The sequence below is a fragment of the Leifsonia tongyongensis genome (genome assembly GCF_010686705.1).
In the GTDB taxonomy this organism is placed as follows: Bacteria; Actinomycetota; Actinomycetes; order Actinomycetales; family Microbacteriaceae; genus Diaminobutyricibacter; species Diaminobutyricibacter tongyongensis.
Genome location: NZ_JAAGWY010000004.1, coordinates 308,555 through 335,449, shown reverse-complemented (window position 1 = coordinate 335,449; position 26,895 = coordinate 308,555). Strand labels below are relative to the sequence as shown.

At 65.5% G+C, this 26,895-nt stretch carries 21 protein-coding genes and 3 rRNA genes; 2 read left to right on the top strand and 22 right to left on the bottom strand.

Translation table 11 applies throughout. The features are described from left to right. Positions 1 to 128 precede the first annotated feature (128 nt). From xerD to tyrS, 13 genes are all read right to left on the bottom strand, one after another. Complete coding sequence (xerD, locus tag G3T36_RS17145; RefSeq protein WP_163291054.1) at positions 129 to 1,034, bottom strand: site-specific tyrosine recombinase XerD; 906 nt, start codon at positions 1,032 to 1,034, stop codon at positions 129 to 131. Next, complete coding sequence (locus G3T36_RS17140; RefSeq protein ID WP_163291053.1) at positions 1,031 to 1,672, bottom strand: NUDIX domain-containing protein; 642 nt, start codon at positions 1,670 to 1,672, stop codon at positions 1,031 to 1,033. The genes xerD and G3T36_RS17140 overlap by 4 nt, the downstream gene beginning before the upstream one ends. A 4-nt stretch (positions 1,673 to 1,676) precedes the next feature. Continuing rightward, positions 1,677 to 3,365: a CTP synthase gene (gene pyrG, locus G3T36_RS17135; protein WP_420811056.1), complete on the bottom strand. Its 1,689-nt coding sequence runs from the start codon at positions 3,363 to 3,365 to the stop codon at positions 1,677 to 1,679. Positions 3,366 to 3,398: 33 nt separating this feature from the next. Beyond that, on the bottom strand, positions 3,399 to 5,105 hold the full coding sequence (recN, locus tag G3T36_RS17130) for a DNA repair protein RecN (protein WP_163291051.1): 1,707 nt from the start codon (positions 5,103 to 5,105) through the stop codon (positions 3,399 to 3,401). A 9-nt stretch (positions 5,106 to 5,114) separates the two neighbouring features. Next, entirely contained in the window at positions 5,115 to 6,032 is a 918-nt protein-coding gene (locus G3T36_RS17125) for an NAD kinase (RefSeq protein WP_163291050.1), read from the bottom strand. Positions 6,033 to 6,037: 5 nt separating this feature from the next. Further along, on the bottom strand, positions 6,038 to 6,838 hold the full coding sequence (locus G3T36_RS17120; RefSeq protein WP_163291049.1) for a TlyA family RNA methyltransferase: 801 nt from the start codon (positions 6,836 to 6,838) through the stop codon (positions 6,038 to 6,040). Further along, positions 6,831 to 6,998 (bottom strand): hypothetical protein, encoded by a 168-nt coding sequence (locus G3T36_RS17115; protein WP_163290748.1) that lies wholly within the window; start codon positions 6,996 to 6,998, stop codon positions 6,831 to 6,833. The genes G3T36_RS17120 and G3T36_RS17115 overlap by 8 nt, the downstream gene beginning before the upstream one ends. A gap of 36 nt (positions 6,999 to 7,034) precedes the next feature. After that, positions 7,035 to 8,060 (bottom strand): HAD-IIA family hydrolase, encoded by a 1,026-nt coding sequence (locus G3T36_RS17110; RefSeq protein WP_163291048.1) that lies wholly within the window; start codon positions 8,058 to 8,060, stop codon positions 7,035 to 7,037. Next, positions 8,035 to 9,231, bottom strand: coding sequence for a hypothetical protein (locus G3T36_RS19555; RefSeq protein WP_193571311.1), 1,197 nt, complete (start codon positions 9,229 to 9,231; stop codon positions 8,035 to 8,037). The genes G3T36_RS17110 and G3T36_RS19555 overlap by 26 nt, the downstream gene beginning before the upstream one ends. A 118-nt stretch (positions 9,232 to 9,349) precedes the next feature. Next, positions 9,350 to 9,466 (bottom strand): 5S ribosomal RNA (gene rrf, locus G3T36_RS17100). A 137-nt stretch (positions 9,467 to 9,603) separates the two neighbouring features. Then, positions 9,604 to 12,718 (bottom strand): 23S ribosomal RNA (locus tag G3T36_RS17095). Between the two features lie 421 nt (positions 12,719 to 13,139). Next, positions 13,140 to 14,661 (bottom strand): 16S ribosomal RNA (locus tag G3T36_RS17090). Together the 16S, 23S and 5S rRNA genes form the textbook arrangement of a ribosomal RNA operon. A gap of 720 nt (positions 14,662 to 15,381) precedes the next feature. After that, positions 15,382 to 16,716 carry a tyrosine--tRNA ligase gene (tyrS, locus tag G3T36_RS17085; protein WP_163291047.1) on the bottom strand — a complete coding sequence of 445 codons (1,335 nt, stop codon included), beginning with the start codon at positions 16,714 to 16,716 and terminating at the stop codon, positions 15,382 to 15,384. A gap of 88 nt (positions 16,717 to 16,804) precedes the next feature. On the opposite strand from tyrS, the gene G3T36_RS17080 reads away from it, so the two are divergent. Both G3T36_RS17080 and G3T36_RS17075 read left to right on the top strand, forming a co-directional pair. After that, positions 16,805 to 17,464, top strand: coding sequence for a DNA-binding protein (locus tag G3T36_RS17080; protein WP_240148606.1), 660 nt, complete (start codon positions 16,805 to 16,807; stop codon positions 17,462 to 17,464). Then, complete coding sequence (locus G3T36_RS17075) at positions 17,461 to 18,063, top strand: hypothetical protein (RefSeq protein WP_163291046.1); 603 nt, start codon at positions 17,461 to 17,463, stop codon at positions 18,061 to 18,063. Before G3T36_RS17080 ends, G3T36_RS17075 begins: the two co-directional genes overlap by 4 nt. 31 nt (positions 18,064 to 18,094) lie before the next feature. On the opposite strand, the gene G3T36_RS17070 is transcribed toward G3T36_RS17075, so the two are convergent. The 9 genes from G3T36_RS17070 to argC are packed head-to-tail and all read right to left on the bottom strand — an operon-like array spanning position 18,095 to position 26,851. Further along, positions 18,095 to 18,703 (bottom strand): DNA-3-methyladenine glycosylase, encoded by a 609-nt coding sequence (locus G3T36_RS17070; protein ID WP_163291045.1) that lies wholly within the window; start codon positions 18,701 to 18,703, stop codon positions 18,095 to 18,097. Next, positions 18,703 to 18,837, bottom strand: a complete 135-nt coding sequence (locus G3T36_RS20030) for a hypothetical protein (protein ID WP_275690027.1) — start codon at positions 18,835 to 18,837, stop codon at positions 18,703 to 18,705. The genes G3T36_RS17070 and G3T36_RS20030 overlap by 1 nt, the downstream gene beginning before the upstream one ends. Next, positions 18,834 to 20,288, bottom strand: a complete 1,455-nt coding sequence (gene argH, locus G3T36_RS17065) for an argininosuccinate lyase (protein WP_338031622.1) — start codon at positions 20,286 to 20,288, stop codon at positions 18,834 to 18,836. Before argH ends, G3T36_RS20030 begins: the two co-directional genes overlap by 4 nt. Positions 20,289 to 20,294: 6 nt before the next feature. Further along, positions 20,295 to 21,494, bottom strand: coding sequence for an argininosuccinate synthase (locus tag G3T36_RS17060; RefSeq protein ID WP_163291044.1), 1,200 nt, complete (start codon positions 21,492 to 21,494; stop codon positions 20,295 to 20,297). A 53-nt stretch (positions 21,495 to 21,547) separates the two neighbouring features. Then, positions 21,548 to 22,477 carry an ornithine carbamoyltransferase gene (gene argF / locus G3T36_RS17055; protein WP_163291043.1) on the bottom strand — a complete coding sequence of 310 codons (930 nt, stop codon included), beginning with the start codon at positions 22,475 to 22,477 and terminating at the stop codon, positions 21,548 to 21,550. A 39-nt stretch (positions 22,478 to 22,516) separates the two neighbouring features. Next, entirely contained in the window at positions 22,517 to 23,713 is a 1,197-nt protein-coding gene (locus G3T36_RS17050) for an acetylornithine transaminase (protein ID WP_163291042.1), read from the bottom strand. Further along, the gene (gene argB, locus G3T36_RS17045; protein ID WP_163291041.1) at positions 23,710 to 24,630 is read right to left on the bottom strand and encodes an acetylglutamate kinase; all 921 of its coding nucleotides are present in this window, start codon (positions 24,628 to 24,630) and stop codon (positions 23,710 to 23,712) included. Before argB ends, G3T36_RS17050 begins: the two co-directional genes overlap by 4 nt. A gap of 5 nt (positions 24,631 to 24,635) precedes the next feature. Continuing rightward, positions 24,636 to 25,808: a bifunctional glutamate N-acetyltransferase/amino-acid acetyltransferase ArgJ gene (gene argJ / locus G3T36_RS17040; protein ID WP_163291040.1), complete on the bottom strand. Its 1,173-nt coding sequence runs from the start codon at positions 25,806 to 25,808 to the stop codon at positions 24,636 to 24,638. Continuing rightward, entirely contained in the window at positions 25,805 to 26,851 is a 1,047-nt protein-coding gene (gene argC, locus G3T36_RS17035; RefSeq protein ID WP_163291039.1) for an N-acetyl-gamma-glutamyl-phosphate reductase, read from the bottom strand. Before argC ends, argJ begins: the two co-directional genes overlap by 4 nt. Positions 26,852 to 26,895 lie beyond the last annotated feature (44 nt).

Below are 26,895 nucleotides of genomic sequence, written 5' to 3'. Positions count from 1 at the left end.
GCGTCACCTGCGTGTTCCTCGTCCCTCTCGTGCGGTCCTTCAAACGCACAGTCTATCGGCGGTGTCCCCGGTTCGCGGGCCGCATCGCCGCGATCCGCAAGCCCCCTTTTTGCGGGGACCGCGTGGCCTCAGCGGGCGCGGGGGTGCGCCGTCGTGTACATGTCGCGCAGCGTGTCCGCCGTGACCAGCGTGTAGATCTGCGTCGTCGCCACCGAGGAGTGCCCGAGCAGTTCCTGCACCACGCGCACATCCGCTCCGCCGGCGAGCAGGTGCGTCGCGAAGGAGTGGCGTAGCGTGTGGGGCGACACCTCCGCCTCGAGGTGCGCGCGCTCGGCTGCTGAGCGGATGATCAACCAGGCGTTCTGGCGCGAGACCCGCTGCCCGCGCATCCCCAGGAACAGCGCCGGCGTGGCTGTGCCCCGCACGGAGAGCGCCGGGCGCGCCCGCACGAGGTAGGCGTCGAGCGCCGCGCGGGCGTAGCTGCCGAGCGGGACGATCCGCTGTTTGGATCCTTTGCCAGTCAGCCTCACGATGTCCTCGTCGATGACGTCGTCGACGTTGAGCCCGACGGCTTCGCTCACGCGCGCACCCGTCGCGTAGAGCAGTTCGAGCAGCGCTTTGTCGCGCAGCGACTGGAGGTCGTCCCCGTCGGTGGCTGCGAGCAGGGCCGCGACCTGGTCGACCGTGATCGCCTTGGGCAGGCGGCTGGCGAGCTTCGGAGGCTTCACCTCGTGCGCGACATCGGCGGGCACCAGCTGCTCTTCGAGCATGAACCGGTGGAAGCCGCGCACGGTGGAGAGCATCCGTGCCATCGACGACGCCGTGAGCGGTGTCTCCTCGCGGGTTCCGAGGTGGCGCGCGAAAGCGGACACGTCGGCAGGCGTGATCGCTGCCGGGTCGTCGATGCCCTGCTCCGCGAGCCAGCCCGCGTAGACGCCCAGGTCGCGGCGGTACGCGGCGACGGTGTTGATGGAGAGCCCGCGCTCGATCGAGACGTGCCGCAGGTACGAGTCCACAGCCGTCGCGACACTCACGACTGTGTGGCTCCGAGCTTCGGATGCCGCGGCCAGGGGCTGTCGGCCGCGCCCAGCTGCGACCATCCCGTCTCGCGTGCCGTGCGAGCGGTGAGCGCCGCGATGACCAGCGACGGATTCTGGAGGCGGCGGGCGAGCACCGCATCCACCACGTCGTCGAGCGGGACCCACCGCTTCTCGATGTCCGCCTCCTCTTCGGTGCGGTCGAACACCTGGGCCGTCGCCCGCACGGTGCGCGCGAGGTAGACCCGGATCGCCTCGTCGCTCCCGCCGGGCGACGTGTAGAACTCGGCGAGCACGCTCCAGTCGTCGGCTTCGAGGTCGGCTTCTTCGGCGAGTTCGCGCTTCGCCGCCGCAAGCGGAGGCTCACCGTGCAGGTCGAGGAGCCCGGCCGGGATCTCCCAGTCGCGGGTGCGCACCGGATGCCGGTACTGCCTGATCAGGAGCGCGCGGTCGTCATCGTCGAGTGCGAGCACCGCAACGGCCCCGGTGTGATCGACGAATTCGCGGACGATCTCGTCCCCGTTGTACCGGAAGGTCTCCCGGCGGATGTTCCACACCTTGCCCGCGAAGACCGTCTCGGCCGCGACGATGTCGGGCGTCTCCGCCTCGTCGGACAATGCCTCGCCAGCGCCCACCGGCTCAGGCGTCCTGAGTGACTTCGAACAGCCGGCTTGCCTTCTGGCGGTCGAGAGCCGCACCGACGAGCCCGCGGAACAGCGGGTGCGCCCGGTTGGGCCGCGACCGCAGTTCGGGGTGCGCCTGCGTTCCCACGTAGAACGGATGCACGTCCCGCGGCAGCTCCACGTACTCCACCAGGTGACCGTCGGGCGAGGTTCCGGAGAACCAGAGTCCCGCGTCGGCGATCTGCTCGCGGTAGCCGTTGTTGACCTCGTAGCGGTGGCGGTGACGTTCGGACGCCTCGCTCGAGCCATAGAGTTCGGAGACGATGGAGCCTTCGGCGAGCGTCGCGGGGTAGAGCCCGAGCCGCATCGTCCCGCCGAGGTCGCCGCCCGCGATGATCTCGACCTGTTCGGCCATCGTCGCGATGACCGGGAACTCGGTGTCCGGGTCGAATTCGGACGAGGATGCGCCGGTCAGCCCGGTCTCGTGGCGTGCGTATTCGATGACCATGCACTGGAGCCCGAGGCACAGGCCGAGGGCCGGGATGCCGTTCTCGCGTGCGAATCGCAGCGCACCGACTTTGCCTTCGATTCCGCGCACACCGAATCCGCCGGGCACGCAGATCGCGTCGACGTCGGAGAGCTGGTGGGCTGCGCCCTCTGCCGTGCCGCACTCGTCGGAGGCGATCCACTTGAGCTTCACTTTTGCGTTGTGGGCGAAGCCACCGGCGCGGAGCGCCTCCGTGACGGAGAGGTACGCGTCGGGGAGGTCGATGTATTTGCCGACCAGGCCGATCGTGACTTCGTGTTTGGGCTCGTGAACGGCCTGCAGCAGGCTGGCCCAGCCGTCCCATCGCACGTCTCCGGCGTCGAGCCCGAGCTGGTCGATGATGTAGGAGTCGAGGCCCTGGTTGTGGAGCATCGTGGGAATGTCGTAGATGCTGGGCACGTCGATCGCGTTGACGACCGCCGCTTCGTCCACGTCGCACATCAGGGCGATCTTGCGCTTGTTGGAGTCGGAGACCGGGCGGTCGCTGCGCAGCACGAGTGCGTCGGGCTGGATGCCGATGGAGCGGAGGGCCGCGACGGAGTGCTGGGTCGGCTTGGTCTTCTGCTCACCCGAGGCGTTCATGAACGGCACGAGCGAGACGTGCACGAAGAAGCAGTTCTTCCGGCCGAGTTCGTGCCGCACCTGCCTGGCGGCTTCGATGAACGGCTGCGATTCGATGTCGCCGACGGTGCCGCCGATCTCGGTGATGATCACGTCGGGCTGCGGGTCGTCGCCGGCCTGCAGGCGCATGCGGCGTTTGATCTCGTCGGTGATGTGCGGGATGACCTGCACCGTGTCGCCGAGGTATTCACCGCGGCGCTCTTTGGCGATGACGGTGGAGTAGATCTGGCCGGTGGTGACGTTGGCGGACTGGCTGAGGTTGATGTCGAGGAAGCGCTCGTAGTGGCCGATGTCGAGGTCGGTCTCTGCGCCGTCGTCGGTGACGAAGACTTCTCCGTGCTGGAACGGGTTCATCGTTCCGGGGTCCACGTTGAGGTAGGGGTCGAGTTTCTGCATCACCACCCGGAGGCCTCGGGCAGTCAGGAGATTGCCCAGGCTTGCTGCCGTGAGGCCTTTGCCCAACGAAGAAACGACACCACCTGTCACGAAGATGTGCTTGGTAGTGCCGTTCGATTTGCCCGCGTCTGTTTTATCCACCACGGGCTTTTATCCTATCAGACCACGCTGGGCTCAGACCGACGACGAAGCCATCTCGATGAGCTCGCGCGCGTGCGCCAGCCCGCTCTCGGAGTCGGGAAGCCCCGAGAGGAGCCGCGCCATCTCGGCGATCCGCTCCTCGCCTCCCAGTTGCCGCACGCTCGATGCGGTGACCGATCCGTCGCTGCCTTTCACGACGGTGAGGTGGTTCGAGGCGAAGGCTGCGACCTGGGCGAGGTGGGTCACGACGATCACTTGCGCGTTCTCTGCGAGCCGGGCGAGTCGCCTGCCGATCTCGATCGCGGATGCTCCCCCGACGCCCGCATCGATCTCGTCGAAGATGAAGGTGGGAACCGGGTCGCTGCCCGCGATGACGACCTCGATCGCGAGCATGACGCGCGAGAGCTCACCTCCGGAGGCGCCGCGGCCGAGCGCTCGCGGTTCTGCGCCGGCGTGCGGCTGCAGCAGGATCGAGACCAGGTCTCGTCCGGTCGCGGTGTACTCGTCGCGCTGGGCGACCTGGACGATCACGCGGGCGTCGGCCATCGCCAGGGCGGAGAGCTCGTCGGAGACAGCGGCGCCGAGCCGTTCGGCCGCCGACCCGCGCAGCGCTGACAACCCGGCGGCCAGCTCTTCGAGCAGCACCCGGTCGTCGTCGACCTCGTTCCGCAGCTGGTCGATGCGCTCCGAGTCCCCGTCGAGCTCGAAGAGCCGCGAACTGCCGGTCTCCAGGTTGCGGATGACGTCGTCGAGCGTCGGACCGTACTTGCGGATGAGCGTGGTCAGCTCCGCACGCCGCTCCTGCACGATCTCCAGTTCGCGTGCGCCGTCGGTGTCGAGGCCCGCCAGGTATGTCGACAGCTGCGCCGCAAGGTCGGAGACGAGGTAGTTGGCGTTCGCGATGGCTTCTGCGACGCCGACGAGTTCTGCGTCGTGCGACGACACCCTCTCGAGGCTGCGCCGGGCCGAGTCGAGGAGGCCGAGCGCGTCCGCTCCTTCCGATTCCTCGGCCGAGAGGAGTTCGCGCGCACTCGCCGCAGCGATCCGCAGGTCTTCCAGGTTGGAGAGGCGTTCTGCCCGTTCCGCGAGCTCGTCGTCTTCACCCGGCTGTGGGGCGACCGTCTCGATCTCCGCCATCGCGAGCCGCAGGTCTTCCGCTTCGCGGGCACGCCTGTCCTGGTCGGCCACGAGCTCCTCGAGCTGGGCGCGATTCTCGTTCCAGCGATAGAAGACGTGCTGGTAGCTCTCGAGTGCGGTCGCCAGCGCGGCCCCGGCATACCGGTCGAGCGCCTCTCGCTGCGCCACGGCCGATCGGAGACGAACCTGGTCGGACTGCCCGTGCACGACGACGAGCTGCTCGCCGAGTTCGGTGAGCACGCTGACCGGCGCGCTCCGTCCGCCGACGACGGCACGGCTGCGACCCTCTGCCGACACCGACCGGCTCAGGACGAGCTCGGCGCTTCCCGTACCGAGCGGGTCCACGTCTCCCCCGGCATCGCGCACCCGGTCGACGATGTCGCCCGTGTCGCGCACGCGCCAGCGGCCCTCTACCCACGCCTGTGGGCTGCCGAGCCGCACCGCGCCGGTGTCGGCGCGTTCACCGAGCAGCAGGCCGAGCGCGGAGACGACCATCGTCTTGCCTGCCCCGGTCTCACCTGTGAGGGCGGTGAATCCCGGTCCGAGCGGAAGGGCCGCGTCGGCTATCACTCCCAGGTCTTTGATCGAGATCTCCTCAATCACCGTCTCACCTCACTCACGACCGACGGGCCCCCGCCATCCCGCCACCGGGAGATTGAACTTGTGCACGAGCCGGTCGGTGAACGGCCCCGGATGCAGGCGGGCAAGCCGCACCGGCACCGGCGATCGCCGCACGACGACGCGCGCACCCGGAGGGAGGTCGAACGCCCGTCTCCCGTCGCACCACAGGATGCCCGCACCGCCGGCCCGGTCGAGCACTTCGATCGCGAGCGACGACTCCGCGTCGACCACGAGTGGACGCGCGAACAAGGCATGCGCGCTCAGCGGGACGAGCAGCAGCGCCGCTACACCGGGCCAGACGACCGGACCGCCTGCAGAGAAGGAGTACGCCGTCGAGCCGGTTGGCGTCGACATCACGACGCCATCGCAGCCGAAACTCTCCATCGGGCGGCCGTCGACCTCGATGACGACTTCGAGCATCCGCTCCCGGCTGGCCTTCTCGACCGTCGCTTCGTTGAGCGCCCAGCTCTCGTAGACGACCTGGTTGTCGAGTTTGACGCGCGCCGAGAGCGTCATGCGCTCTTCGACCGTGTAGTCATTGGCGAGACCGCGTGCGACCGCTTCGCGCAGGTCGTCGCGCTCGCTCTCGGCGAGGAAGCCGACGTGACCCAGATTGACCCCGAGCAGCGGGGCGCCGCACCCGCGGACGAGTTCGGCCGCTCGCAGGATCGTTCCGTCGCCGCCCAGGACGATGACCAGCTCGAGCTCCTCAGCACGAACGTCGGTGCCCAGTACCGCGACCTCGACCAGGCTCGGTTCGGCGGCCAGGAGGTCACGACGCTCGTCTGCGCTGAGCACCGGCGTCGCGCCCGCCTCGAGGAGCTGCGAGCAGACGGCCACTCCCGCATCGAGCGAATCCTGCCTGCCTGTGTGCGCCACGACGAGGATGTACCGTGCCGGTGCATCCATATGCTTCACGCTCCCACGATCGCGTTGATGTCGTCCAACCATTCTGTCGGATTGCGGCCCTTCGTCGCGCTCAGCCAGACCAGATACTCATGATTTCCTTGGCTGCCCACGATTGTGGAGGAGACGATGCCCGCGGTCCCGATCCCGAGATCCTGGGCCGACCAGAGCACGTTCGCCACGGCATCGGCCCGCAGCGCCGGGTCGTGGACGATCCCTTCGCGGATGCCCGTCCGCCCCACCTCGAATTGCGGCTTGACCAGCAGAACGAAGTCGGCGCCCTCAGCCGCCGTCTCGACGAGCGCGCGCAGCACGGTCCGCAGCGAGATGAACGACAGGTCTCCGACGACGAGGTCGGGCCGGATGGGTTCGCCGAGCAATCCGGCGAGTGCGTCAGGGGTGAGGGTCCGCGCGTTCACACCCTCGAACGAGCGGAGGCGCGGCTCGCGCGCCAGTTCAGGAGAGAGCTGTCCATGACCGACGTCGATCGCGATCACCAGCCGCGCATCCCGCTCCAGCAGCACCTGGCTGAAGCCGCCCGTCGACGCGCCGACGTCCATCGCGACACGTCCGCGTACCGGGACGCCGAACGTGTCGAGCGCGCCGATGAGCTTGTGGGCGCCGCGGCTCACGTACTGATCGGTCTCGGCGACCTCGATGAGCTGGTCGTCGTTGACCTTGGCGGACGGCTTGACGACGCCCTGTCCGTCGACGGACACCAGGCCGTCGGCGATCAGTTTGGCCGCGTGCGACCGGGAGCGGGCGAGGCCGCGCTCGGTCAGGGCGACGTCGAGCCTGGCCTCAGCCATGGGTGCGCGGAACGTCCCCACCCTCGAGCAGCTTCTGCAGTTCGTCGTGCACCTGCGCGTACGCCTCCGCCCGCGTGCTCAGCGGCTGGTCTTCGATGACGCGCAGGCGCGGCATGAGGGCGTCGTCGATCGCAGTCGGGGTCTCGTCGTCGGAGGTCACGTCTTCTACGCTAGCGCCTGCCGGCGCCGTCGGGTCTCAGGTGTACAGCTGTTCGGGAACGTTGAGCCCGTAGATCGCCCGTCCGGATGCCCAGATCGCAGCGGTGGCTGCGCGGAGCAGGTTGAGCTCGGATGATCCTTCCGACACGATCAGCACGTCGTTGCCGGTGATCCGCACGGTGGCGTCACCGACCGTCGCCGTCGAGTTGTCCTTCGAGAAACGCGTCGTCGGGTACGGCTCCGCGAGCCCGCGGAGGTCCGCGAGGATGTAGGTCGGCCGCGAGTTCGCGTCGGCGGCGATGAGCTGCTTGGCCTTGTCGATACCGGTGAGCACGTGCACGGAGGGGATTCCGGCACGGTTCGCACCGAGGATGTCCGTGTCGAGGCGATCGCCGATGAAGAGCGGCGAGGTGGCGGCGAATCGCGCCGTCGCCTCTTCGAAAATCGCGACTTCGGGTTTGCCGGCAACGAGGGGCAGTCGTCCGGTGGCGGTGTGGACGGCGGAGACGAGCGTGCCGTTGCCGGGGGCGATCCCGCGCGCGACGGGGATGGTCCAGTCCGTGTTGGTCGCGACCCAGGGCCGCTCCTCCGCCGTGCTGCGCTGCAGCGCGAACGAAGCCTCTGCCAGGTCTTTCCAGCCCAGGTCCGGATGGAAGCCCTGGATGACCGCGGCCGGTTCGTCGTCGGCGGAGCGCACCACACTGAAGCCGGCCTTCTCGACCTCGTGAACGAGGCCGTCCCCGCCGACGACCAGGATGCTCGAGGCCGGCGCCACGTGTCGCGCGAGCAGCCGCACGGCCGCCTGCGGCGACGTCACGATGTCGCTGGGCTGAACGTGGAGGCCCAGCTGGGTGAGGTGTTCAGCGACGGATGCGTCGGTGCGGGACGCATTGTTGGTGATGTACCCGACGCGCACGGTTTCGGCTGCCGCGTTGAGACTCTCCACGGCATGCGGGATCGCCCGCTGACCTGCGTAGACCACCCCGTCCAGGTCGGCGAGGATGACGTCGACGCCGTCGAGCGGTGTCGCTCCGTCGCTACTGCGTCGCCGGAAGATCGCCATCGTGCCAGTCTTCGCCTTCTACGATCTCCACGTCTTCGTCCTCGAACTCGATGATCGTGTCGCCCTCGTCCTGCTCGATCTCCTCTTCGACGACATCGACCGTCTCCTCGTCTCCCGTGCCGCGTGCGATGCCCATCGCCTGTTCGGCCCGTGCCGCGCGGTCACGCCAGGTGGATGCGTCCTCTTCGCGGCCGAGCTCGTCGAGCACGTCACCGTAGGCATGGAACAGTTCGGGGCTCCACGAGTACGCCCGGTTGGGGTCGAGCTGGGGTATCTCCAGTTCCGCGAGCGCCTCGTCGTTCTGTCCGAGGTCGAGGCGCGCACCGGACATCGCGATCGCCAGGGAGACCTGTACCTCGGTGGGAAGGGACGCCCGGTCGACGGACCGCCCGAGCTCGAGTGCCCGATCCGGGCGCCCGACACCCCTTTCACTGTCCACCATCAGTGGCAGCTGGTCGTTCGACCCGCTGATGCGACGGAACGTGCGCAGCTCGCGCAACGCCAATCCGAAGTCGCCGGTCGCATACGCCGTGATCGCCAGCGTTTCACGGACCACCGCGACACGTCCCGCGCGGCGAGCAGCGGACAGCGCATGCTGGTGGGCGAGCTCGGGGTCGTCTTCGATGAGCTGTGCGGCCATCACCAGGTGGCGCGCCACCCAGTCCGCATTGTCCTTGCTGAGGGTTTTCAGTTCAGCGCGTGCGACCTTGTCGAGGTCGCGTGCCTGGATGGCTTCGGGGATCTCGGGGTCGTCGTGCCGCGTACGCACCGACCGCAGTTCGCGGGCAAGCCGCTCTTCTTCGGTGAGGGCGCGTTCGTGGTCACGGGCATCCCGGTCGCCGCGTGCCGGCTTGCCTTCCCGCGTCCAGAGCTTCTTCCCACGGTCGCCGTCGCGCGCCCCGTGGTTGTCCCGCGGTCCGCTGCTCGGCTTCCCGTCCCGCTTCCACGGCTGGCCACTCTTCGCGTCGGTCGGTTTCCCGTCCCGCTTCCACGGCTGAGCACCTTTCGACTCGGAGCGTTTGGCGGGTCCGCCCGGGGTGCGTCCGCCCTGCGTGCGCCCGCTTTGGGGTCGGTCACCGGTGTGACGTGAGCTGTCTCGTCGCTGGCCGTCCCGCTGGGGCCGGTCGCCTTCGCGGTTGGGTTTCTGCTCGTCTGACGGTGAGTCGCTCACGTCTTCTCCTGTATCTGTGGGGCGCAGCTTTCCAAGCGTACGGCTGTGTCCCGATGAATTCTGGGGTGACTTAAACGCAAAATGGCCACCCATCACTGGGTGGCCATTTCACAAAGAAGTCCGGCGGTGTCCTACTCTCCCACAGGGTCCCCCCTGCAGTACCATCGGCGCAGAGAGTCTTAGCTTCCGGGTTCGGAATGTAACCGGGCGTTTCCCTCTCGCTATGGCCGCCGAAACACTATTGATGTATCAAAGTGAACGGACAATCATTGCTGATTGTTCGGTTCTCGACCGTACATCGAGAACCACATAGTGGACGCAAGCATTCTCATGGCCCCTCATACCAGCCTTACAACATGTATGAGAGTAATGATTATCAAGATATCGGCTTATTAGTACCGGTCAGCTCCATGGGTCTTTAGTCCCCACTTCCACATCCGGCCTATCAACCCAGTAGTCTAGCTGGGAGCCTCTCGCCCGAAGGCATGGAAATCTCATCTTAAGGCCGGCTTCCCGCTTAGATGCTTTCAGCGGTTATCCATCCCGAACGTAGCTAATCAGCGGTGCTCCTGGCGGAACAACTGACACACCAGAGGTTCGTCCAACCCGGTCCTCTCGTACTAGGGTCAGATCCTTTCAAATTTCCTACGCGCGCAGCGGATAGGGACCGAACTGTCTCACGACGTTCTAAACCCAGCTCGCGTACCGCTTTAATGGGCGAACAGCCCAACCCTTGGGACCTACTCCAGCCCCAGGATGCGACGAGCCGACATCGAGGTGCCAAACCATGCCGTCGATATGGACTCTTGGGCAAGATCAGCCTGTTATCCCCGAGGTACCTTTTATCCGTTGAGCGACAGCGCTTCCACAAGCCACTGCCGGATCACTAGTCCCGACTTTCGTCCCTGCTCGACTTGTCAGTCTCACAGTCAAGCTCCCTTGTGCACTTACACTCGACACCTGATTGCCAACCAGGTTGAGGGAACCTTTGGGCGCCTCCGTTACTTTTTGGGAGGCAACCGCCCCAGTTAAACTACCCACCAGGCACTGTCCCTGAACCGGATTACGGTTCGAAGTTAGATATCCAGAGTGACCAGAGTGGTATTTCAACAATGACTCCACGAACACTAGCGTGCCCGCTTCACAGTCTCCCACCTATCCTACACAAGCCACACCGAACACCAATACCAAGCTGTAGTAAAGGTCACGGGGTCTTTCCGTCCTGCTGCGCGTAACGAGCATCTTTACTCGTAGTGCAATTTCGCCGAGTTCGCGGTTGAGACAGCTGGGAAGTCGTTACGCCATTCGTGCAGGTCGGAACTTACCCGACAAGGAATTTCGCTACCTTAGGATGGTTATAGTTACCACCGCCGTTTACTGGGGCTTAAATTCTGAGCTTCGCCGAAGCTAACCCTTCCTCTTAACCTTCCAGCACCGGGCAGGCGTCAGTCCGTATACATCGTCTTGCGACTTAGCACGGACCTGTGTTTTTAGTAAACAGTCGCTTCCCACTGGTCTCTGCGGCCTTCAAACGCTCCAGGAGTAAATCCCTTCACGCATCAGGCCCCCCTTCTCCCGAAGTTACGGGGGCATTTTGCCGAGTTCCTTAACCACGATTCTCTCGATCTCCTTGGTATTCTCTACCTGACCACCTGAGTCGGTTTGGGGTACGGGCGGCTGGAACCTCGCGTCGATGCTTTTCTTGGCAGCATAGGATCACCGATTTCGTCAATTAAGACTACCCATCGTGCCTGGGCCTATATGAGGGACGGATTTGCCTATCCCTCGGCTTACACACTTAGACCGGGACAACCATCGCCCGGCTCGGCTACCTTCCTGCGTCACACCTGTTAATACGCTAACCGCACCAACATAGGGTCGTGTGCTAGGCCCGCTCGTCTAGGCCCGAAGGCTTCGATCAAGGGGATTCAGACACTTAGCATTACTGGATTAGTTTGGGCGGTTCTTCGCCGGTACGGGAATATCAACCCGTTGTCCATCGACTACGCCTGTCGGCCTCGCCTTAGGTCCCGACTTACCCAGGGCGGATTAGCCTGGCCCTGGAACCCTTGGTCTTTCGGAGGACGGGTTTCTCACCCGTCTTTCGCTACTCATGCCTGCATTCTCACTCGTGTAGCCTCCACGGCTGGTTTACACCGCCGCTTCGCTGGCCACACGACGCTCTCCTACCCATCAACACGGCTGGACCACGAAGGCCTACCACTAATGTCAATGCCACAACTTCGGTGGCGTGCTTGAGCCCCGTTACATTGTCGGCGCGGAATCACTTGACCAGTGAGCTATTACGCACTCTTTCAAGGGTGGCTGCTTCTAAGCCAACCTCCTGGTTGTCTGTGCAACTCCACATCCTTTCCCACTTAGCACGCGCTTTGGGACCTTAGTTGGTGGTCTGGGTTGTTTCCCTCTCGACGATGAAGCTTATCCCCCACCGTCTCACTGCTGCGCTCTCACTTACCGGCATTCGGAGTTTGGCTGACGTCAGTAACCTTTTGGGGCCCATCGGCCATCCAGTAGCTCTACCTCCGGCAAGAAACACGCAACGCTGCACCTAAATGCATTTCGGAGAGAACCAGCTATCACGAAGTTTGATTGGCCTTTCACCCCTATCCACAGCTCATCCCCTCCATTTTCAACTGAAGTGGGTTCGGTCCTCCACGACGTCTTACCGTCGCTTCAACCTGGCCATGGATAGATCACTTCGCTTCGGGTCTAGGACATGCGACTGAATCGCCCTATTCAGACTCGCTTTCGCTACGGCTACCCCACTCGGGTTAACCTCGCCACATATCGCTAACTCGCAGGCTCATTCTTCAAAAGGCACGCTGTCACCCCTACAAGGAGGCTCCAACGGTTTGTAAGCAAACGGTTTCAGGTACTATTTCACTCCCCTCCCGGGGTACTTTTCACCTTTCCCTCACGGTACTTGTCCGCTATCGGTCATCTGGGAGTATTTAGGCTTATCAGGTGGTCCTGACAGATTCACACGGGATTTCTCGGGCCCCGTGCTACTTGGGATACTTCTCGGGTGATTGCTGCATTTCGACTACGGGGTTGGCACCCTCTGTGACTGGCCTTTCAATGCCATTCGTCTATACAACGTTCTAACCCTTGCTGTTCGGCAGAAGCAGCTGAAAAGTCCCGCAACCCCGACCATGCAACGCCTGCCGGCTATCACACATGATCGGTTTAGCCTCTTCCGGTTTCGCTCGCCACTACTAACGGAATCGCTTTTGCTTTCTCTTCCTGTGGGTACTGAGATGTTTCACTTCCCCACGTTCCCTCTACCCGCCCTATATATTCAGGCGGGAGTCACTGGGTCACCTTACGGGCCCAGCGGGGTTTCCCCATTCGGAAATCCTCGGATCAAAGTTCGTTTATCAACTCCCCGAGGCTTATCGCAGATTACTACGTCCTTCTTCGGCTCCAGATGCCAAGGCATCCACCGTTTGCTCTTAGAATCTTGAAATCACATGAGTTTGAATCGATTTCTCATAAGAAAAATTGACCAATGATTAGTCAGAACATCCTCGAAAGGATGTTCCTAAAATCTTTTGTGATTGATCCCGAAGGATCAATCTAAGATGCTCGCGTCCACTGTGTAGTTCTCAAAGTACGGGCGGTACCTTCTCTGCGACTCGAGTTATGAGCGCAAGAAAAGGTCCAGAGGTCCAGGTTCTCATCCATACGGATGAGGTCCGGTCCCTCAGGACCCAACAGCGTGCATGTGCGGTGCTTTCCGGTTCAAAGCGTTCCTTCTCCGAAGAGCGTACTGACTTCGAGCCGTTCGGCTCCGCACCAATGTCAATGTTCCACCCATGAGCTACCAGCTGAAACGTATGTTCAGATCTGGCGCCTGGACACTCCGAAGAGTGCCAGTTGCTCCTTAGAAAGGAGGTGATCCAGCCGCACCTTCCGGTACGGCTACCTTGTTACGACTTAGTCCTAATCACCGATCCCACCTTCGACGGCTCCTTCCACAAGGGTTAGGCCACCGGCTTCGGGTGTTACCGACTTTCATGACTTGACGGGCGGTGTGTACAAGGCCCGGGAACGTATTCACCGCAGCGTTGCTGATCTGCGATTACTAGCGACTCCGACTTCATGAGGTCGAGTTGCAGACCTCAATCCGAACTGAGACCGGCTTTTTGGGATTCGCTCCACCTTACGGTATTGCAGCCCTTTGTACCGGCCATTGTAGCATGCGTGAAGCCCAAGACATAAGGGGCATGATGATTTGACGTCATCCCCACCTTCCTCCGAGTTGACCCCGGCAGTCTCCTATGAGTTCCCACCATTACGTGCTGGCAACATAGAACGAGGGTTGCGCTCGTTGCGGGACTTAACCCAACATCTCACGACACGAGCTGACGACAACCATGCACCACCTGTATACCGACCTTGCGGGGCGACTGTTTCCAGCCGTTTCCGGTATATGTCAAGCCTTGGTAAGGTTCTTCGCGTTGCATCGAATTAATCCGCATGCTCCGCCGCTTGTGCGGGCCCCCGTCAATTCCTTTGAGTTTTAGCCTTGCGGCCGTACTCCCCAGGCGGGGCGCTTAATGCGTTAGCTGCGACACGGAAACCGTGGAATGGTCCCCACATCTAGCGCCCAACGTTTACGGCGTGGACTACCAGGGTATCTAATCCTGTTCGCTCCCCACGCTTTCGCTCCTCAGCGTCAGTTACGGCCCAGAGAACTGCCTTCGCCATCGGTGTTCCTCCTGATATCTGCGCATTCCACCGCTACACCAGGAATTCCATTCTCCCCTACCGCACTCTAGTTTGCCCGTACCCACTGCAGGCCCGAGGTTGAGCCTCGGGTTTTCACAGCAGACGCGACAAACCGCCTACGAGCTCTTTACGCCCAATAATTCCGGACAACGCTTGCACCCTACGTATTACCGCGGCTGCTGGCACGTAGTTAGCCGGTGCTTTTTCTGCAGGTACCGTCACTTTCGCTTCTTCCCTACTAAAAGAGGTTTACAACCCGAAGGCCGTCGTCCCTCACGCGGCGTTGCTGCATCAGGCTTGCGCCCATTGTGCAATATTCCCCACTGCTGCCTCCCGTAGGAGTCTGGGCCGTGTCTCAGTCCCAGTGTGGCCGGTCACCCTCTCAGGCCGGCTACCCGTCGTCGGCTTGGTGAGCCGTTACCTCACCAACTACCTGATAGGCCGCGAGTCCATCCTTGACCGAAATTCTTTCCACCCCCTGGAGATGCCTCCGAGGGTCGTATCCGGTATTAGCTTCGGTTTCCCGAGGTTATCCCAGAGTCAAGGGCAGGTTACTCACGTGTTACTCACCCGTTCGCCACTGATCCAGAGGAGCAAGCTCCTCTTTCACCGTTCGACTTGCATGTGTTAAGCACGCCGCCAGCGTTCGTCCTGAGCCAGGATCAAACTCTCCATAAATGTTTGATTGCTCGAAGCGCAAGCGCTTCGGCACATCTAGTGCTGCGGGCCACCGGAATGGGTGAACCACGCTGCAAGTTTGAAACTGACAGAACAAATCATTACTGACTTGCTTTGTTGTTTAATCTGTTTCCAAAGGAATCTCTCACGTAGCCGAAGCTACGAGTCGAGGTTTTTGGCATTTGACATTGTGCACGCTGTTGAGTTCTCAAGGATCGGACGCTCCCAATTTTCAGCCTCTCGGCCTGCTCTTTGGGGCAACTTCTCTACCTTACCACTCTCATTCGCTTTGTCAAATCGGCCGTTTCGCGTTATCTCGGCGATCCGTATTCGGACACACCGTTTCACACGATCCGAGCCAGTTAGACCTGCTCAGTGAGTGGGTTTTCCATCCTAGGCGCTGAGACAAACTCCTTCAAGAGGAGCTCTGCTTTATGCTTTGGATTGGTCCCGCTTGAGGCCGAGAAGCTCTTCCGCTTCCCGCACCTTTGGGGTGACAAGTAAGTACTTTACGCAGGTCCCCGGGGGCTGGCAAATCTGGCGTGCAGCCCGGGCGTGTCGCCCGGCCCAACGCCTGCCGGCACCCCTCCACATCCGCGTGATCACGCGGATCCCGACGATTTCCCAGCCAGCCGCGTGCAGATTTCGCGCCCAGAAACGACGAAGGCGCGGACCGGCCGAAGCCGATACGCGCCACCATCGAAGGCCGGTCTCCCGGTACTACTCGAGGAATACTCCTGCGAGGGTCTTCTTGCCGCGGCGAAGGACCGCCATGCGTCCGGCCAGCAATGACTCGCTGATCGGAGCGTCGGCATCCGCCACCTTGTCGTTGTTCACGTAGACGCCCCCTTGGGCGATCGCGCGCCTGGCCTCACCGAGGCTCGCTGTGAGGCCGGTGTCGACGAGCGCCTGGGCGACAGTCGCCGTCGGCACGGTCGTGGTATTCGGCAGCTCACGCAACGCGCTCTCGAGGGTCACCGCATCCAGCTCCGCGAGTTCCCCGCGACCGAACAGGGCCTCGGTCGCCGCGATCGCCGCATCCGTCGCCTCCTCCCCGTGGACGAGACTCGTGACCTCATACGCCAGCCGGCGCTGGGCCTCCCGCCGGAAGGGCTCATCCCTCACCGCAGCCTCGAGCTGCTCGATCTCGGCCCGCGTGAGGAACGTGAACACCTTCAGCCGGTCGATGACGTCGGAGTCGTCGGTGTTGACCCAGAACTGGTACAGCGCGTAGGCGCTCGTCAGGTTCGGGTCGAGCCAGACGGCGTTGCCTTCGCTCTTGCCGAACTTCGTCCCGTCGCTGTTCGTGATCAGTGGCGTTCCGATCGCATGCGCGCTCACGTGCTCCACGCGCCGGATGAGGTCCGTCCCGCTCGTGAGATTGCCCCACTGGTCGCTGCCCCCGGTCTGCAGGACGCAGCCGTGCATCCGGTAGAGCTCCAGGTAGTCGAGTCCCTGCAGGATCTGGTAGCTGAACTCGGTGTAGCTGATGCCTTCGTCCGAGTTGAGGCGCGCTGCCACCGCATCCTTTTTCAGCATCGTCCCGACTCGGTAGTGCTTGCCGATCTCGCGCAGGAAGTCGATCGCCGACATCGGCGCCGTCCAGTCCAGGTTGTTGACGAGCCGGGCCGGGTTCTCCCCCTCGAAGCTGAGGAAACGGGAGACCTGCTGCTGGAGGTAGCCGACCCACTCGGCGACGGTCTCCCTCGTGTTGAGGGTGCGCTCCGCAGTGGGTCGTGGATCACCGATGAGCCCCGTCGATCCGCCGACGAGTGCCAGCGGCCGGTGGCCCGCGAGCTGGAGTCGCCTCATCAGCAGCAGCTGGACGAGGTTGCCGAGATGCAGGCTGGGAGCCGTCGGGTCGAATCCGCAGTAGTAGGTGATCGGGTCGCCGGCGAGCAGCTCTTTCAGCGCTCCGGCATCGGTCGAGACGTGGATCAGGCCACGCCAGACGAGCTCCTCCCACAGATCGTCGAAGGTCGGATCATTGGCTTGCGCGCGGAGAATGGCCGAATCTGACACGGGTTTTACAGTAGCAGCGCAGTTCGCGGCCATTCAGTCGGACACATGAGAGCCCATGGTCTATCTCCTGCCCTATGAGGCTTGAGGACCTAATGGTGTATAGATTAGACTCAGGGACCTCATGGGAGGGGCGTATATGTTCGTCATCACCGCAGACCAGGTGGACAGCCGATCGCGCACAGACATCGTCGGAAGCACTCTGGCGCGACTGAACGACGAACACGCGGGCCGTCTGCTGCTTCCGGTCGATCGCAACGCCGGGGACGAACTCCAGGTGCTCACCGACGATGCCGGAGCGGCGCTCGCCATCGTGCTCGAGCTGACCCGCGACGGGGCGTGGAGCGTCGGGCTCGGAATCGGCACGGTGCGCCTCCCTCTGCCGTCGGAGACCCGCGAAGCCAGCGGGGACGCCTTCATCGCCGCCCGTGAAGCGGTCGGCCGCGCCAAGAAGTCCGCCACACGGTTCGCGGTCGAGGTGCGTGCCGATGCGGCTGAAGGGAACGGCGGCGAATGGCCGGGTGCGACGGACGCCGAGGCGCTCGTCAACCTGGTCCTCGTCATCCGCGAGCGCCGAACCGCAGCCGGGTGGGAGCTGTACGACCTCGTATCCGCAGGGCTCACGCAGGCCGATGCGGCGAAACGGCTGGGCATCAGCGCCCCGTCGGCCAGCTCGCGCGCCCGGGCCGCGGCGGTGCGTCCCGAACTGGCCGCCGTACCCGCCCTCACTAGGCTGTTGGAGAACGTCGACCGAACGACCACACGAACGGATCCGCAGGAATGATGCCTTACGTCCACCTCCTGAACGTCCTCGGGCCGATCGCCTTCTGGGCCGTCGTGCTCGTGCTGGTGTTGACGAGCCTGTTCTGCGCGGCCTACACGCTGCGGCACCCGCGACGCGCCCTGGTCTACATCTCGGCGGTCGCTCTCGCAGTCGCGTTCCTCGCCGTGGCCGTGCCCGGCCCCGAAGCCCCGCCCATCGCGAAGGTGCTGCTGGGCGTGTCGGTGCTCGCACTCAGCATCGTCGGCGGTGGTCCGGCCGCCCAGCTGGTGCTGGCGCTCGCATCCCGGGGCAGCGTGACGGCCGGACTGCACGGCGGCATCGTCATCGACGAACGCGCGACCCCGGACCACCCGAACGGCGGCACGCGCGAGGTACTGCGCGGAGGAACCTTCATCGGCTACCTCGAGCGGCTGGCCACCACGGGCGCGATCATGGCCGGCTTCCCCGAAGCCATCGCCGTGCTCATCGCGATCAAAGGCGTCGGCCGGTTCACAGAGCTCGAAGCGGCGGAAGCCCGCGAGCGGTTCATCATCGGCACGCTGGTCAGCCTGATCTGGGCGTCCGTCTGCGCCGGGGTGTTCCGGCTCGCAGTCGCTTGAGTCGCTTGAGTCGCTCGGACCTTCGACCTGCTCAGGCCTTCGGGTGCCTGCGGTACGGCGACACCGTCGGGTCGCCCTCGATCCAGTAGCGCCACGGGAAGTCGAGTCCTCCGCCCGCGCCGCTGACACCGGTCCGGGGCCCGCTGGCTGCGGCGACAGGATGCTCGGGGAGCGTCAGGCTGAACGGCGGCTCCAGCAGGTCGGCCCCGCCGTCATCGAGGGAGATGCCCATGGCAACGACGAGCCGGGCCGGGCCGCGCGCAAGCTCCCTGACCGGCACGGACTGACCGCGCCGCTCGCGGGCGACCTCCTCCCCCGAGACGATCTCACCCCCGCGGAGCAGGACCGCCGAGGCGACGCCGTCCGGCGAGCACACCACGTTCGCGCAGACATGCATGCCGTAGGTGAAATACGTGTACAGGTGACCGGGCGGCCCGTACATCACCGCGTTCCGGCGCGTGCGACCGCGAAACGCGTGCGACCCCGGGTCGACCCCGTCACCGACGTAGGCCTCGACCTCGGTGATGCGCAGCGAGACGGCGCCGGACGCCGTCTCGTGCGTCAGAACCGCCCCCAGCAGGCGCGGGCCGACCTCCAGTGCCGACGCCGCGAAGAACTCCCGCGGCGGGGTCGTGGCCACTAGAACATCCGCCAGCCGTTCACGACCACGATCACGAGGCCGACCACGATCACCAGCACCGCGACGATCACGATCGCCGGAATGATCCACGGCCGCTTCGGGGAATGCTTCTCGCGCCGTACGGGACCGGTCATGTCAGGTTCCTCCGGGCGGCCACGAAAGCCGAGGTCAGCATCCGCACCCGTTCGGTGAGAGCCGAGAGCTGCTCGCGGACGCGCTCAGGAGCCGTGCCTCCGATGCCGTCACGGCTGGCGACCGACCCCTCGATGGTCAGGATGTCGCGCACGTCTGGAGTCAGCAGCGGCGACACGGAGGCGAGCTGTGCGTCGTCGAGGTCCGCCAGCTCGAGCCCGCGCTCTTCGGCGAACCTGACCAGGGTGCCGGTGATCTCGTGCGCATCGCGGAACGGGACCCGCCGTTTCACCAGCCATTCGGCCACATCCGTCGCCAGCGAGAAACCCTGCGGTGCGAGCTCGGCCATGCGCTCGGTGTGGAACCGCATGGTCGCGACCATCCCGGTGAACGCCGGCAGCACCACCTCGAGGGTGGTCACGGAATCGAACACCGGCTCCTTGTCCTCCTGAAGGTCGCGGTTGTACGCGAGCGGAAGCCCCTTGAGGGTCGTCAGCAGTCCGGTCAGGTTGCCGATGAGTCGCCCGGCCTTGCCGCGCGCGAGCTCGGCGATGTCGGGATTCTTCTTCTGCGGCATGATCGACGAACCCGTCGAGTAGGAGTCGTCGAGCGTGACGAAGCCGAACTCGCGCGTGTTCCAGATGATGATCTCCTCGGCGAACCGGGAGAGGTCGATGCCGATCTGCGCCGCAATGAATGCGAACTCGGCGACGACGTCGCGGCTGGCGGTCCCGTCGATCGAGTTCTCCACACTGTGCGCGAAGCCCAGCTCGGAGGCGACCAGCTTCGCGTCGAGGCCCAGGGTCGATCCGGCGAGCGCACCCGACCCGTACGGCGAGACGTTCGCGCGCTTGTCCCAGTCGGCGAGGCGTTCCAGGTCGCGTACGAGCGGCCAGCAGTGCGCCAGCAGGTGATGGGCGAGCAGTACCGGCTGAGCGTGCTGCAGGTGGGTGCGCCCCGGCAGGATGGCGGTCGGATGCGCATCCGCCTGCGAAGCGATCGCATCGATGAGCGCGATCAGCTGCTCGGCGATGACGCCCGCATGGTCCCGCAGGTAGAGGCGGACGAGAGTGGCGATCTGGTCGTTGCGGCTGCGGCCTGCGCGGAGCTTGCCGCCCAGCTCCGGCCCTGCGCGCTCGATCAGCCCGCGCTCGAGGGCGGAGTGCACATCCTCGTCGGCGTCGTCGGCCACGAACTCCCCCGTCGCGACGGCCGTGTCGAGCGCGGCCAGAGCCTCGAGCATGGCGCCGAGCTCGGCCTCGCTCAGGTAGCCGGCAGCGGCGAGCGCCGTGGCGTGGGCGCGCGAACCGGCGATGTCGTAGGCGGCGAGCTGCCAGTCGAACTGCGTCGACTTGCTCAGCGCGGCGAGTTCCGGCGACGGGCCGCCGGCGAACCGCCCGCCCCACAGGGCGCCGGCTTCGGCCGCCCGGTTCTCGGAATCGTGTTTCGCCACGATGGCCTACTGGCCGGCGAGGTCGCGACGGGCCGAGATCTTGCTCGGCAGCGACCACAGTTCGATGAAACCCTTGGCCAGCGACTGGTCGAACGTGTCGCCGGTGTCGTAGGTCGCCAGGTTGAAGTCGTACAGGCTCTCCCCGCTGCGCCGCCCGGTCACCACCGCTGTGCCCGCGTGGAGCTTGAGGCGGATGTCGCCGGTCACGTGACGCTGCGTCTCGTCGATGAAGACATCCAGGGCCCGCTTGAGCCCCGAGAACCAGAGCCCGTCGTAGACCAGCTCGGCCCACTTGGACTCGACGCCGCGCTTGTAGCGTGCGACATCGCGCTCGACCGTCATGTTCTCGAGCTCCTCGTGCGCCGCGATGAGCGCGATGCCGGCCGGGGACTCGTACACCTCGCGGCTCTTGATGCCGACCAGGCGGTCCTCGACGATGTCGATGCGTCCGACACCCTGGCCACCCGCGATCGTGTTCATCAGCTGGACGGCTTCGAGGGGCGTGACCGGCTTGCCGTCGATGGCGACAGGTATTCCCTCGCTGAAGCTGATGACGACCTCGACCGCCTCACGCGGGGTCGCCGGGTCTTCCGAATACGTGTACAGGTCTTCGATCGGCGCGTTCCAGGGATCCTCGAGGAAGCCGGTCTCCACCGCACGCCCCCAGACGTTCTGGTCGATCGAATACGGGCTCTTCTTCGACTGCTCGATGGGCAGGTTGTGCTCCGCGGCGTAGACGATCGCCTTGTCGCGGGTCAGGGCGAAATCGCGCACGGGAGCCAGGGACGTGAGGTCGGGGGCGAGTGCTGCGACAGCGGCCTCGAAACGCACCTGGTCGTTGCCCTTGCCCGTGCAGCCGTGGGCGACGCTGTCGGCGCCGAGCGCCTTCGCGGTCGCGGCGAGGTGCTTGGCGATCACCGGCCGGCTCAGCGCCGACACCAGCGGGTAGCGCTTCTGGTACAGCGCGTTCGCCTTGAGAGCGGGCATGAGATAGTCGTTCGCGAACTCGTCCTTCGCATCCACGACGACAGCCTCGACGGCCCCGCAGTCGAGCGCGCGCTGGCGGATCGCCTCCATGTCCTCGCCGCCCTGGCCGACGTCGACCGCGAGCGCGACGACCTCCTTGCCGGTCGCATCCTTCAGCCAGCCGATGCCGACCGAGGTGTCGAGTCCGCCCGAGTATGCGAGCACAACGCGTTCAGCCATGGTTCTCCTTCGATGATCCAGTTCGAGTTTATGGTCTTGGGTGCGCGGCGGCGTCAGGCCGCGTTGCGGGCGAGCAGCCAGACGAGCAGGGCCTTCTGGGCGTGCAGGCGGTTCTCCGCCTCATCCCAGATGACGCTCTGCGGCCCGTCGATGACCTCGGCGGTGACCTCGTAGCCGCGGTCGGCGGGCAGGCAGTGCATGAACAGCGCGTCAGGCCGGGCGAGGGACATCAGCTCGGAGTCCACGCGGTAGGGGCCGAAGACGGCCAGGCGCTCCGCCTTCTCCTCCTCCTTGCCCATCGACACCCAGGTGTCGGTGACGACGACATCGACGCCCGCGACGGCCTCGCGGGGGTCGGTGAACAGGGTCACGGAACCGCCGGTCGCCTGTGCGATGGTGTCCGCATCCGCCACGACCTGCGCCGCAGGCGCGTACGCCTCGGGTGAGGCGATCCGCACGTGCATTCCCGCGGTCGCACCGGCGAGCACGTACGACTGCGCCATGTTGCTGGCCCCGTCGCCGAGGAAAGCCAGGGTGAGCCCGGCGAGGGTTCCCCGCTTCTCCTTGATCGTCAGCAGGTCCGCGAGGAGCTGGCACGGGTGGAAGTCGTCCGAGAGTGCGTTCACGACGGGCACGGTGGTGCCGGCGGCCATCTCTTCGAGGCCCGCCTGACCGTACGTGCGCCACACGATGGCGGAGACCATCCGTTCGAGCACGCGTGCCGTGTCCGACGGTGTCTCCTTGCCGCCGAGCTGGCTGTTGGCCGTGCTGATGATCAGGGGGCTGCCGCCGAGGTCGGCGATCCCGACCGCGAACGACACGCGGGTGCGCGTCGACGACTTGTCGAAGATCACGGCCACGGTCTGGGGCCCGGCGAGCGGCCGGGTGCTGAAGCGGTCGTGCTTCAGTTCGGCCGCCAGCTCGAGGATCTCGGCCTGTTCGGCGGGGGTGATGTCGTCATCACGAAGGAAGTGCCTGGTCATTGGTCGCTTTCGTTCGATGCGGATGGAGGGGGTGCGGCGTCAGGCGCCGAGCGCCGCGAGCGCGCGGCCGAATCGCTCACGGAAGTCGGCGATCTCCGCGTCGCCGACGACGAGAGGTGGGGCGATGCGGATGCTCGACTCGTTGGGCGCGTTGATGATGAGCCCTTCCGCCAGGGCCGCATCCGAAAGCCGGTGCGCGTGCGGCTCGGACAGGCCGATGCCGACGAGGAGACCCTGGCCGCGCAGGACATGCACGAGGGGCGAGTCGAGACCGAGGATCACCTGACGCAGCTGCTCGCCGCGCACCGCCGCGTTCTGCACGAGGCCGGCGCGTTCGATCTCGGCGAGCACCGCGTTGGCGGCGGCCGTGGACAACGGGTTGCCGCCGAAGGTGCTGCCGTGCTGGCCACGGGAGAAGAGCTCGGACGCCCAGCCGAACGTGACGAGCGCGCCGATGGGGATGCCCCCCGCGATGCCCTTGGCGATCGTGATCGCGTCGGGGACGATCCCTGCGTGTTCGAAGGCGAACCACTTGCCCGTGCGACCGACCCCGGTCTGGATCTCGTCGATGATCAGCAGGGCACCGTGCTTCTCCGTGAGCTGACGGGCGCGCTCGAGGAAGCCCTCCGGAAGGTCGAGCACGCCGGCCTCACCCTTGATCGGCTCGACGAACAGGGCGGCGACATGGTCGTCGATCGCTGCCTCCAGCGCCTCGATCGTCGAGTCGATGTGCTCGACACCCGACGGCATCGGCTCGAACGCTTCACGCATCATCGGCTTGCCGGTCAGTGCGAGCGAACCCATCGTGCGTCCGTGGAACGCATTATGGAGCGCGAGCACCCGATTGCGGTGGCCGTTGCCGCGGTTCAGGCGTGCCAGCTTGAACGCCGCCTCGTTCGCCTCGGCCCCGGAGTTGCCGAAATAGACGCGCCCGCGCTCGCCGGCGCCCGTGAGGCGGGTGAGCCGTTCGGCCAGCTCCAGCTGGGGCGGGGTGGCGAAATAGTTGGACACGTGGGCGAGGGTCGCGACCTGGGCGCTCACGGCATCCACCAGCACGGGGTGGGCGTGGCCGAGGGAGTTCACCGCGATCCCCGCGAGGAAGTCGAGGTACTGCTTGCCGTCGACATCCCAGACGTAGCAGCCCTCGCCGCGGGCGAGCATGACCTGAGGGGTCGCCAGCGTGCGCATCATGGTGTGGCCGAAACGATCGCTCCAGCCTGTGGTCTCCGTGGTCATACCGGCACCACCTCCGTTCCGATGCCGTCCTGTGTGAAAACCTCGAGAAGGATGGAGTGCGGGATGCGCCCATCGATGATCGCCGCCTTGGCGACGCCGCCGTCGACGGCGTCGAGGCATGCCGTCATCTTCGGGATCATGCCGGACTCGAGTCCGGGCAGCAGCGCGCGGAGTGCGTCAGCGTCGATCTCCGAGACGAGCGAGTCACGATTGGGCCAGTCGCTGTACAGCCCTGCCACGTCGGTCAGGATCACCAGCTTCGCGGCGCCCAGTGCCACGGCGAGGGCTGCGGCAGCCGAATCGGCGTTCACGTTCAGCGACTGTCCCGGCTGGTCGATGTCGGGAGCGATGGACGAGACGACCGGGATGCGGCCTGCGGCGAGCTGGGCGTGCACCGCCTCCGGGTCCACGGCGATGACGTCGCCGACCAGCCCCAGATCCACCTCGACCCCGTCGACCACGGCGCCACGCCTGCGGCCCTTGAAAAGCCCTGCATCCTCACCGGACAGCCCGGCGGCGAGCGGGCCGTGTTCGTTGATGTGCCCGACCAGGTCGCGGCTGATCTGGCCGGTGAGCACCATCCGCACGATGTCCATCGCCTCGGGCGTCGTCACACGGTAGCCGCCGCGGAACTCGCTGGTGATCCCGAGCCGGTCGAGCATGGCCGAGATCTGCGGTCCCCCGCCGTGCACGACGACCGGGTGGATGCCCGCGTAGCGCAGGTAGACCATGTCCTCGGCGAATGCGCGCTGCAGCTCCGGGCTCACCATCGCGTTCCCGCCGAACTTCACGACGATGATCTGGTCGTGGAACCGCTTCAGCCACGGGAGCGACTCGATCAGGGTCGCAGCCTTCTCGGTGGCGTCGGCGTGGCTCACGCCGGCGGCAGGTGTGTCGATGTCGTCCTCCGTGTCCATGCCGCTCAGCTCGCGTAAGCGCTGTTCTCGTGCACGTAGTCGTGCGTGAGGTCGTTGGTGAGGATCGTCGCTGTAGCCGGTCCGGCGTGCAGGTCGATCAGGACGTGCACGGCACGCGGCGCCAGATCGACGAGGTCGCGGGGCTGGTCCGGCTCACCGGCGGAACAGACCTGCACCCCGTTGATCGCCACATCGATACCGTACGGATCGAATTCCGCGCTCGTCGTGCCGACGGCGGCGAGCACCCGGCCCCAGTTGGGATCGTTGCCGAAGATCGCGGCCTTGAACAGGTTGCTGCGGGAGACGGCACGGCCGACCTCGACCGCGTCGTCCTCGGAGGCCGCGTTCACGACCTCGATGGCGATGTCGTGGGATGCTCCCTCCGCGTCGGCCTGCAGCTGTTCGGCGAGGTCCCGGCACACGCTGGTGAGCGCATCCGCGAAGGCCTCTGCAGCCGGTTCGACGCCGCTGGCCCCCGAACCGAGGAGTGCGACGGTGTCGTTCGTCGACATGCAGCCGTCGGAGTCGAGGCGGTCGAAGGTCACCCGGGTCGCCGCGCGCAGCGCCGTGTCGAGCTGCTCCGAGTTCAGCACGGCGTCCGTGGTGATCACGACGAGCATGGTGGCGAGTCCCGGCGCGAGCATCCCGGCGCCCTTCGCCATCCCGCCGACCGTCCATCCTTCGGGGGACGACATCCTCGCCTGTTTGGCACGCGTGTCCGTCGTCATGATCGCCTCCGCCGCCGCGAGGCCGGCCGCTTCGGAGACGCCGCTGTCGGTCGTGATGGCGAGCGTCGCATCCCACACCCCAGCCTTCAGCAGGTCGAGGTCGAGCTGTTCGCCGATCAGCCCGGTCGAGCACACCAGCACGTCGCCCCCCGACACCTCGAGACGTTCGGCGACCGCCTCCGCGGTCTCGTGGGTGGTTTGGAACCCCCGAGCGCCCGTGTAGCAGTTCGCTCCGCCCGAATTGAGCACGATCGCGGAGACGATGCCGTCGCCGATGACCTGCTCGCTCCAGAGCACCGGGTTCGCCTTGCACCGGTTGGTGGTGAAGACGGCGGCCGCGGCCTGGAGCGGGCCGAGGTTCTGGACGATCGCGAGATCGCGCTTACCGCTCGACTTCAGGCCGGCTACGACGCCGGCCGCCGCGAATCCGGATGCTGCCGTGACGCTCACGGGGCGACTCCATTCACGTTGAGGCCGGTGGTCTCGGTCAGCCCGAGCGCGATGTTCGCCGATTGGACGGCCGCGCCCGCGGTGCCTTTGACGAGGTTGTCGAGCGCGAGCACGGCGATCACGCGGCCGACGGCCGCATCGACGGCGAGGCCGATCAATGCGGTGTTGGCGCCGAGCACGTCGGCGGTGCGCGGCATCTGGCCGTCGGGCAGGACCTGGACGAACGGCTCACCGTGGTAGGCGTTCTCCCATGCCTCACGCACCTCGTCGGCCGTGACGCCCGGCTTGAGGCGTGCCGTCACTGTGGCGAGGATGCCCCGCGACATCGGGACGAGGACGGGAGTGAACGAGACGGTCGGGTCGGAAGCGCCGGCGAGCCGCAGGCTCTGCTGGATCTCGGGGATGTGCCGGTGCGAGCCGCCGACGGCGTACGGGTTCGCCGAACCGAGGATCTCGCTCGCGAGATACATCGTCTTCAGGCTCTTGCCCGCCCCCGACGGCCCGACGGCCAGGACGGAGACGATGTCCTGTTCTTCGACGAGGCTCGCGACGATCCCGGGAGCGATCGCCAGTGAGACCGCGCTCGCGTTGCAGCCGGGGGCCGCGATTCGGGTTGCACCGGCGAGACGTTCGCGCTGGTGGCCTCCGCCGGCGACCGGCAGCTCAGGCACCCCGTACGCCCAGGCGCCGAAGTAGTCACCGCCGTAGAAGGCGGCCCAGTCGGTCTCGCTGGTGAGCCGGTGATCGGCGCCGCAGTCGACGACCAGAGCGCCCGGGTCGAGCTGGGCGGTCAACTCGCCGGATTTGCCATGCGGAAGTGCGAGGAAGACGACGTCGTGACCGGCGAGATTCGCCGCGGTCGTCTCGACCAGCGTCAGGTCGGCGAACGAACGGAGATGGGGCTGCTGGGCGATCAGTGGCTGGCCAGCGTTCTGGAACGCGGTCACCGTGCGCACCTCGAAATCGGGGTGACCGCTGAGGATCCTGAGGAGTTCTCCGCCCGCGTAACCGGATGCACCGGCCACAGCTACCGAGAGAGTCATGCTTCTACCTTATTGAGTGGACGACGTGGGAGAAGGACGGCGGC

What these genes read in the sequence shown, in the direction of transcription:
- G3T36_RS17120 (WP_163291049.1), bottom strand. Translation starts at nt 6,838, where the DNA reads ATGGCTGAGGCCAGGCTCGACGTCGCCCTGACCGAGCGCGGCCTCGCC.
- argF (WP_163291043.1), bottom strand. Translation starts at nt 22,477, where the DNA reads ATGACCAGGCACTTCCTTCGTGATGACGACATCACCCCCGCCGAACAG.
- argB (WP_163291041.1), bottom strand. Translation starts at nt 24,630, where the DNA reads ATGGACACGGAGGACGACATCGACACACCTGCCGCCGGCGTGAGCCAC.
- G3T36_RS17125 (WP_163291050.1), bottom strand. Translation starts at nt 6,032, where the DNA reads ATGGATGCACCGGCACGGTACATCCTCGTCGTGGCGCACACAGGCAGG.
- G3T36_RS17080 (WP_240148606.1), top strand. Translation starts at nt 16,805, where the DNA reads ATGGGAGGGGCGTATATGTTCGTCATCACCGCAGACCAGGTGGACAGC.
- tyrS (WP_163291047.1), bottom strand. Translation starts at nt 16,716, where the DNA reads ATGGCCGCGAACTGCGCTGCTACTGTAAAACCCGTGTCAGATTCGGCC.
- G3T36_RS17110 (WP_163291048.1), bottom strand. Translation starts at nt 8,060, where the DNA reads ATGGCGATCTTCCGGCGACGCAGTAGCGACGGAGCGACACCGCTCGAC.
- argC (WP_163291039.1), bottom strand. Translation starts at nt 26,851, where the DNA reads ATGACTCTCTCGGTAGCTGTGGCCGGTGCATCCGGTTACGCGGGCGGA.
- G3T36_RS20030 (WP_275690027.1), bottom strand. Translation starts at nt 18,837, where the DNA reads ATGACCGGTCCCGTACGGCGCGAGAAGCATTCCCCGAAGCGGCCGTGG.
- G3T36_RS17060 (WP_163291044.1), bottom strand. Translation starts at nt 21,494, where the DNA reads ATGGCTGAACGCGTTGTGCTCGCATACTCGGGCGGACTCGACACCTCG.
- G3T36_RS17075 (WP_163291046.1), top strand. Translation starts at nt 17,461, where the DNA reads ATGATGCCTTACGTCCACCTCCTGAACGTCCTCGGGCCGATCGCCTTC.
- G3T36_RS17050 (WP_163291042.1), bottom strand. Translation starts at nt 23,713, where the DNA reads ATGACCACGGAGACCACAGGCTGGAGCGATCGTTTCGGCCACACCATG.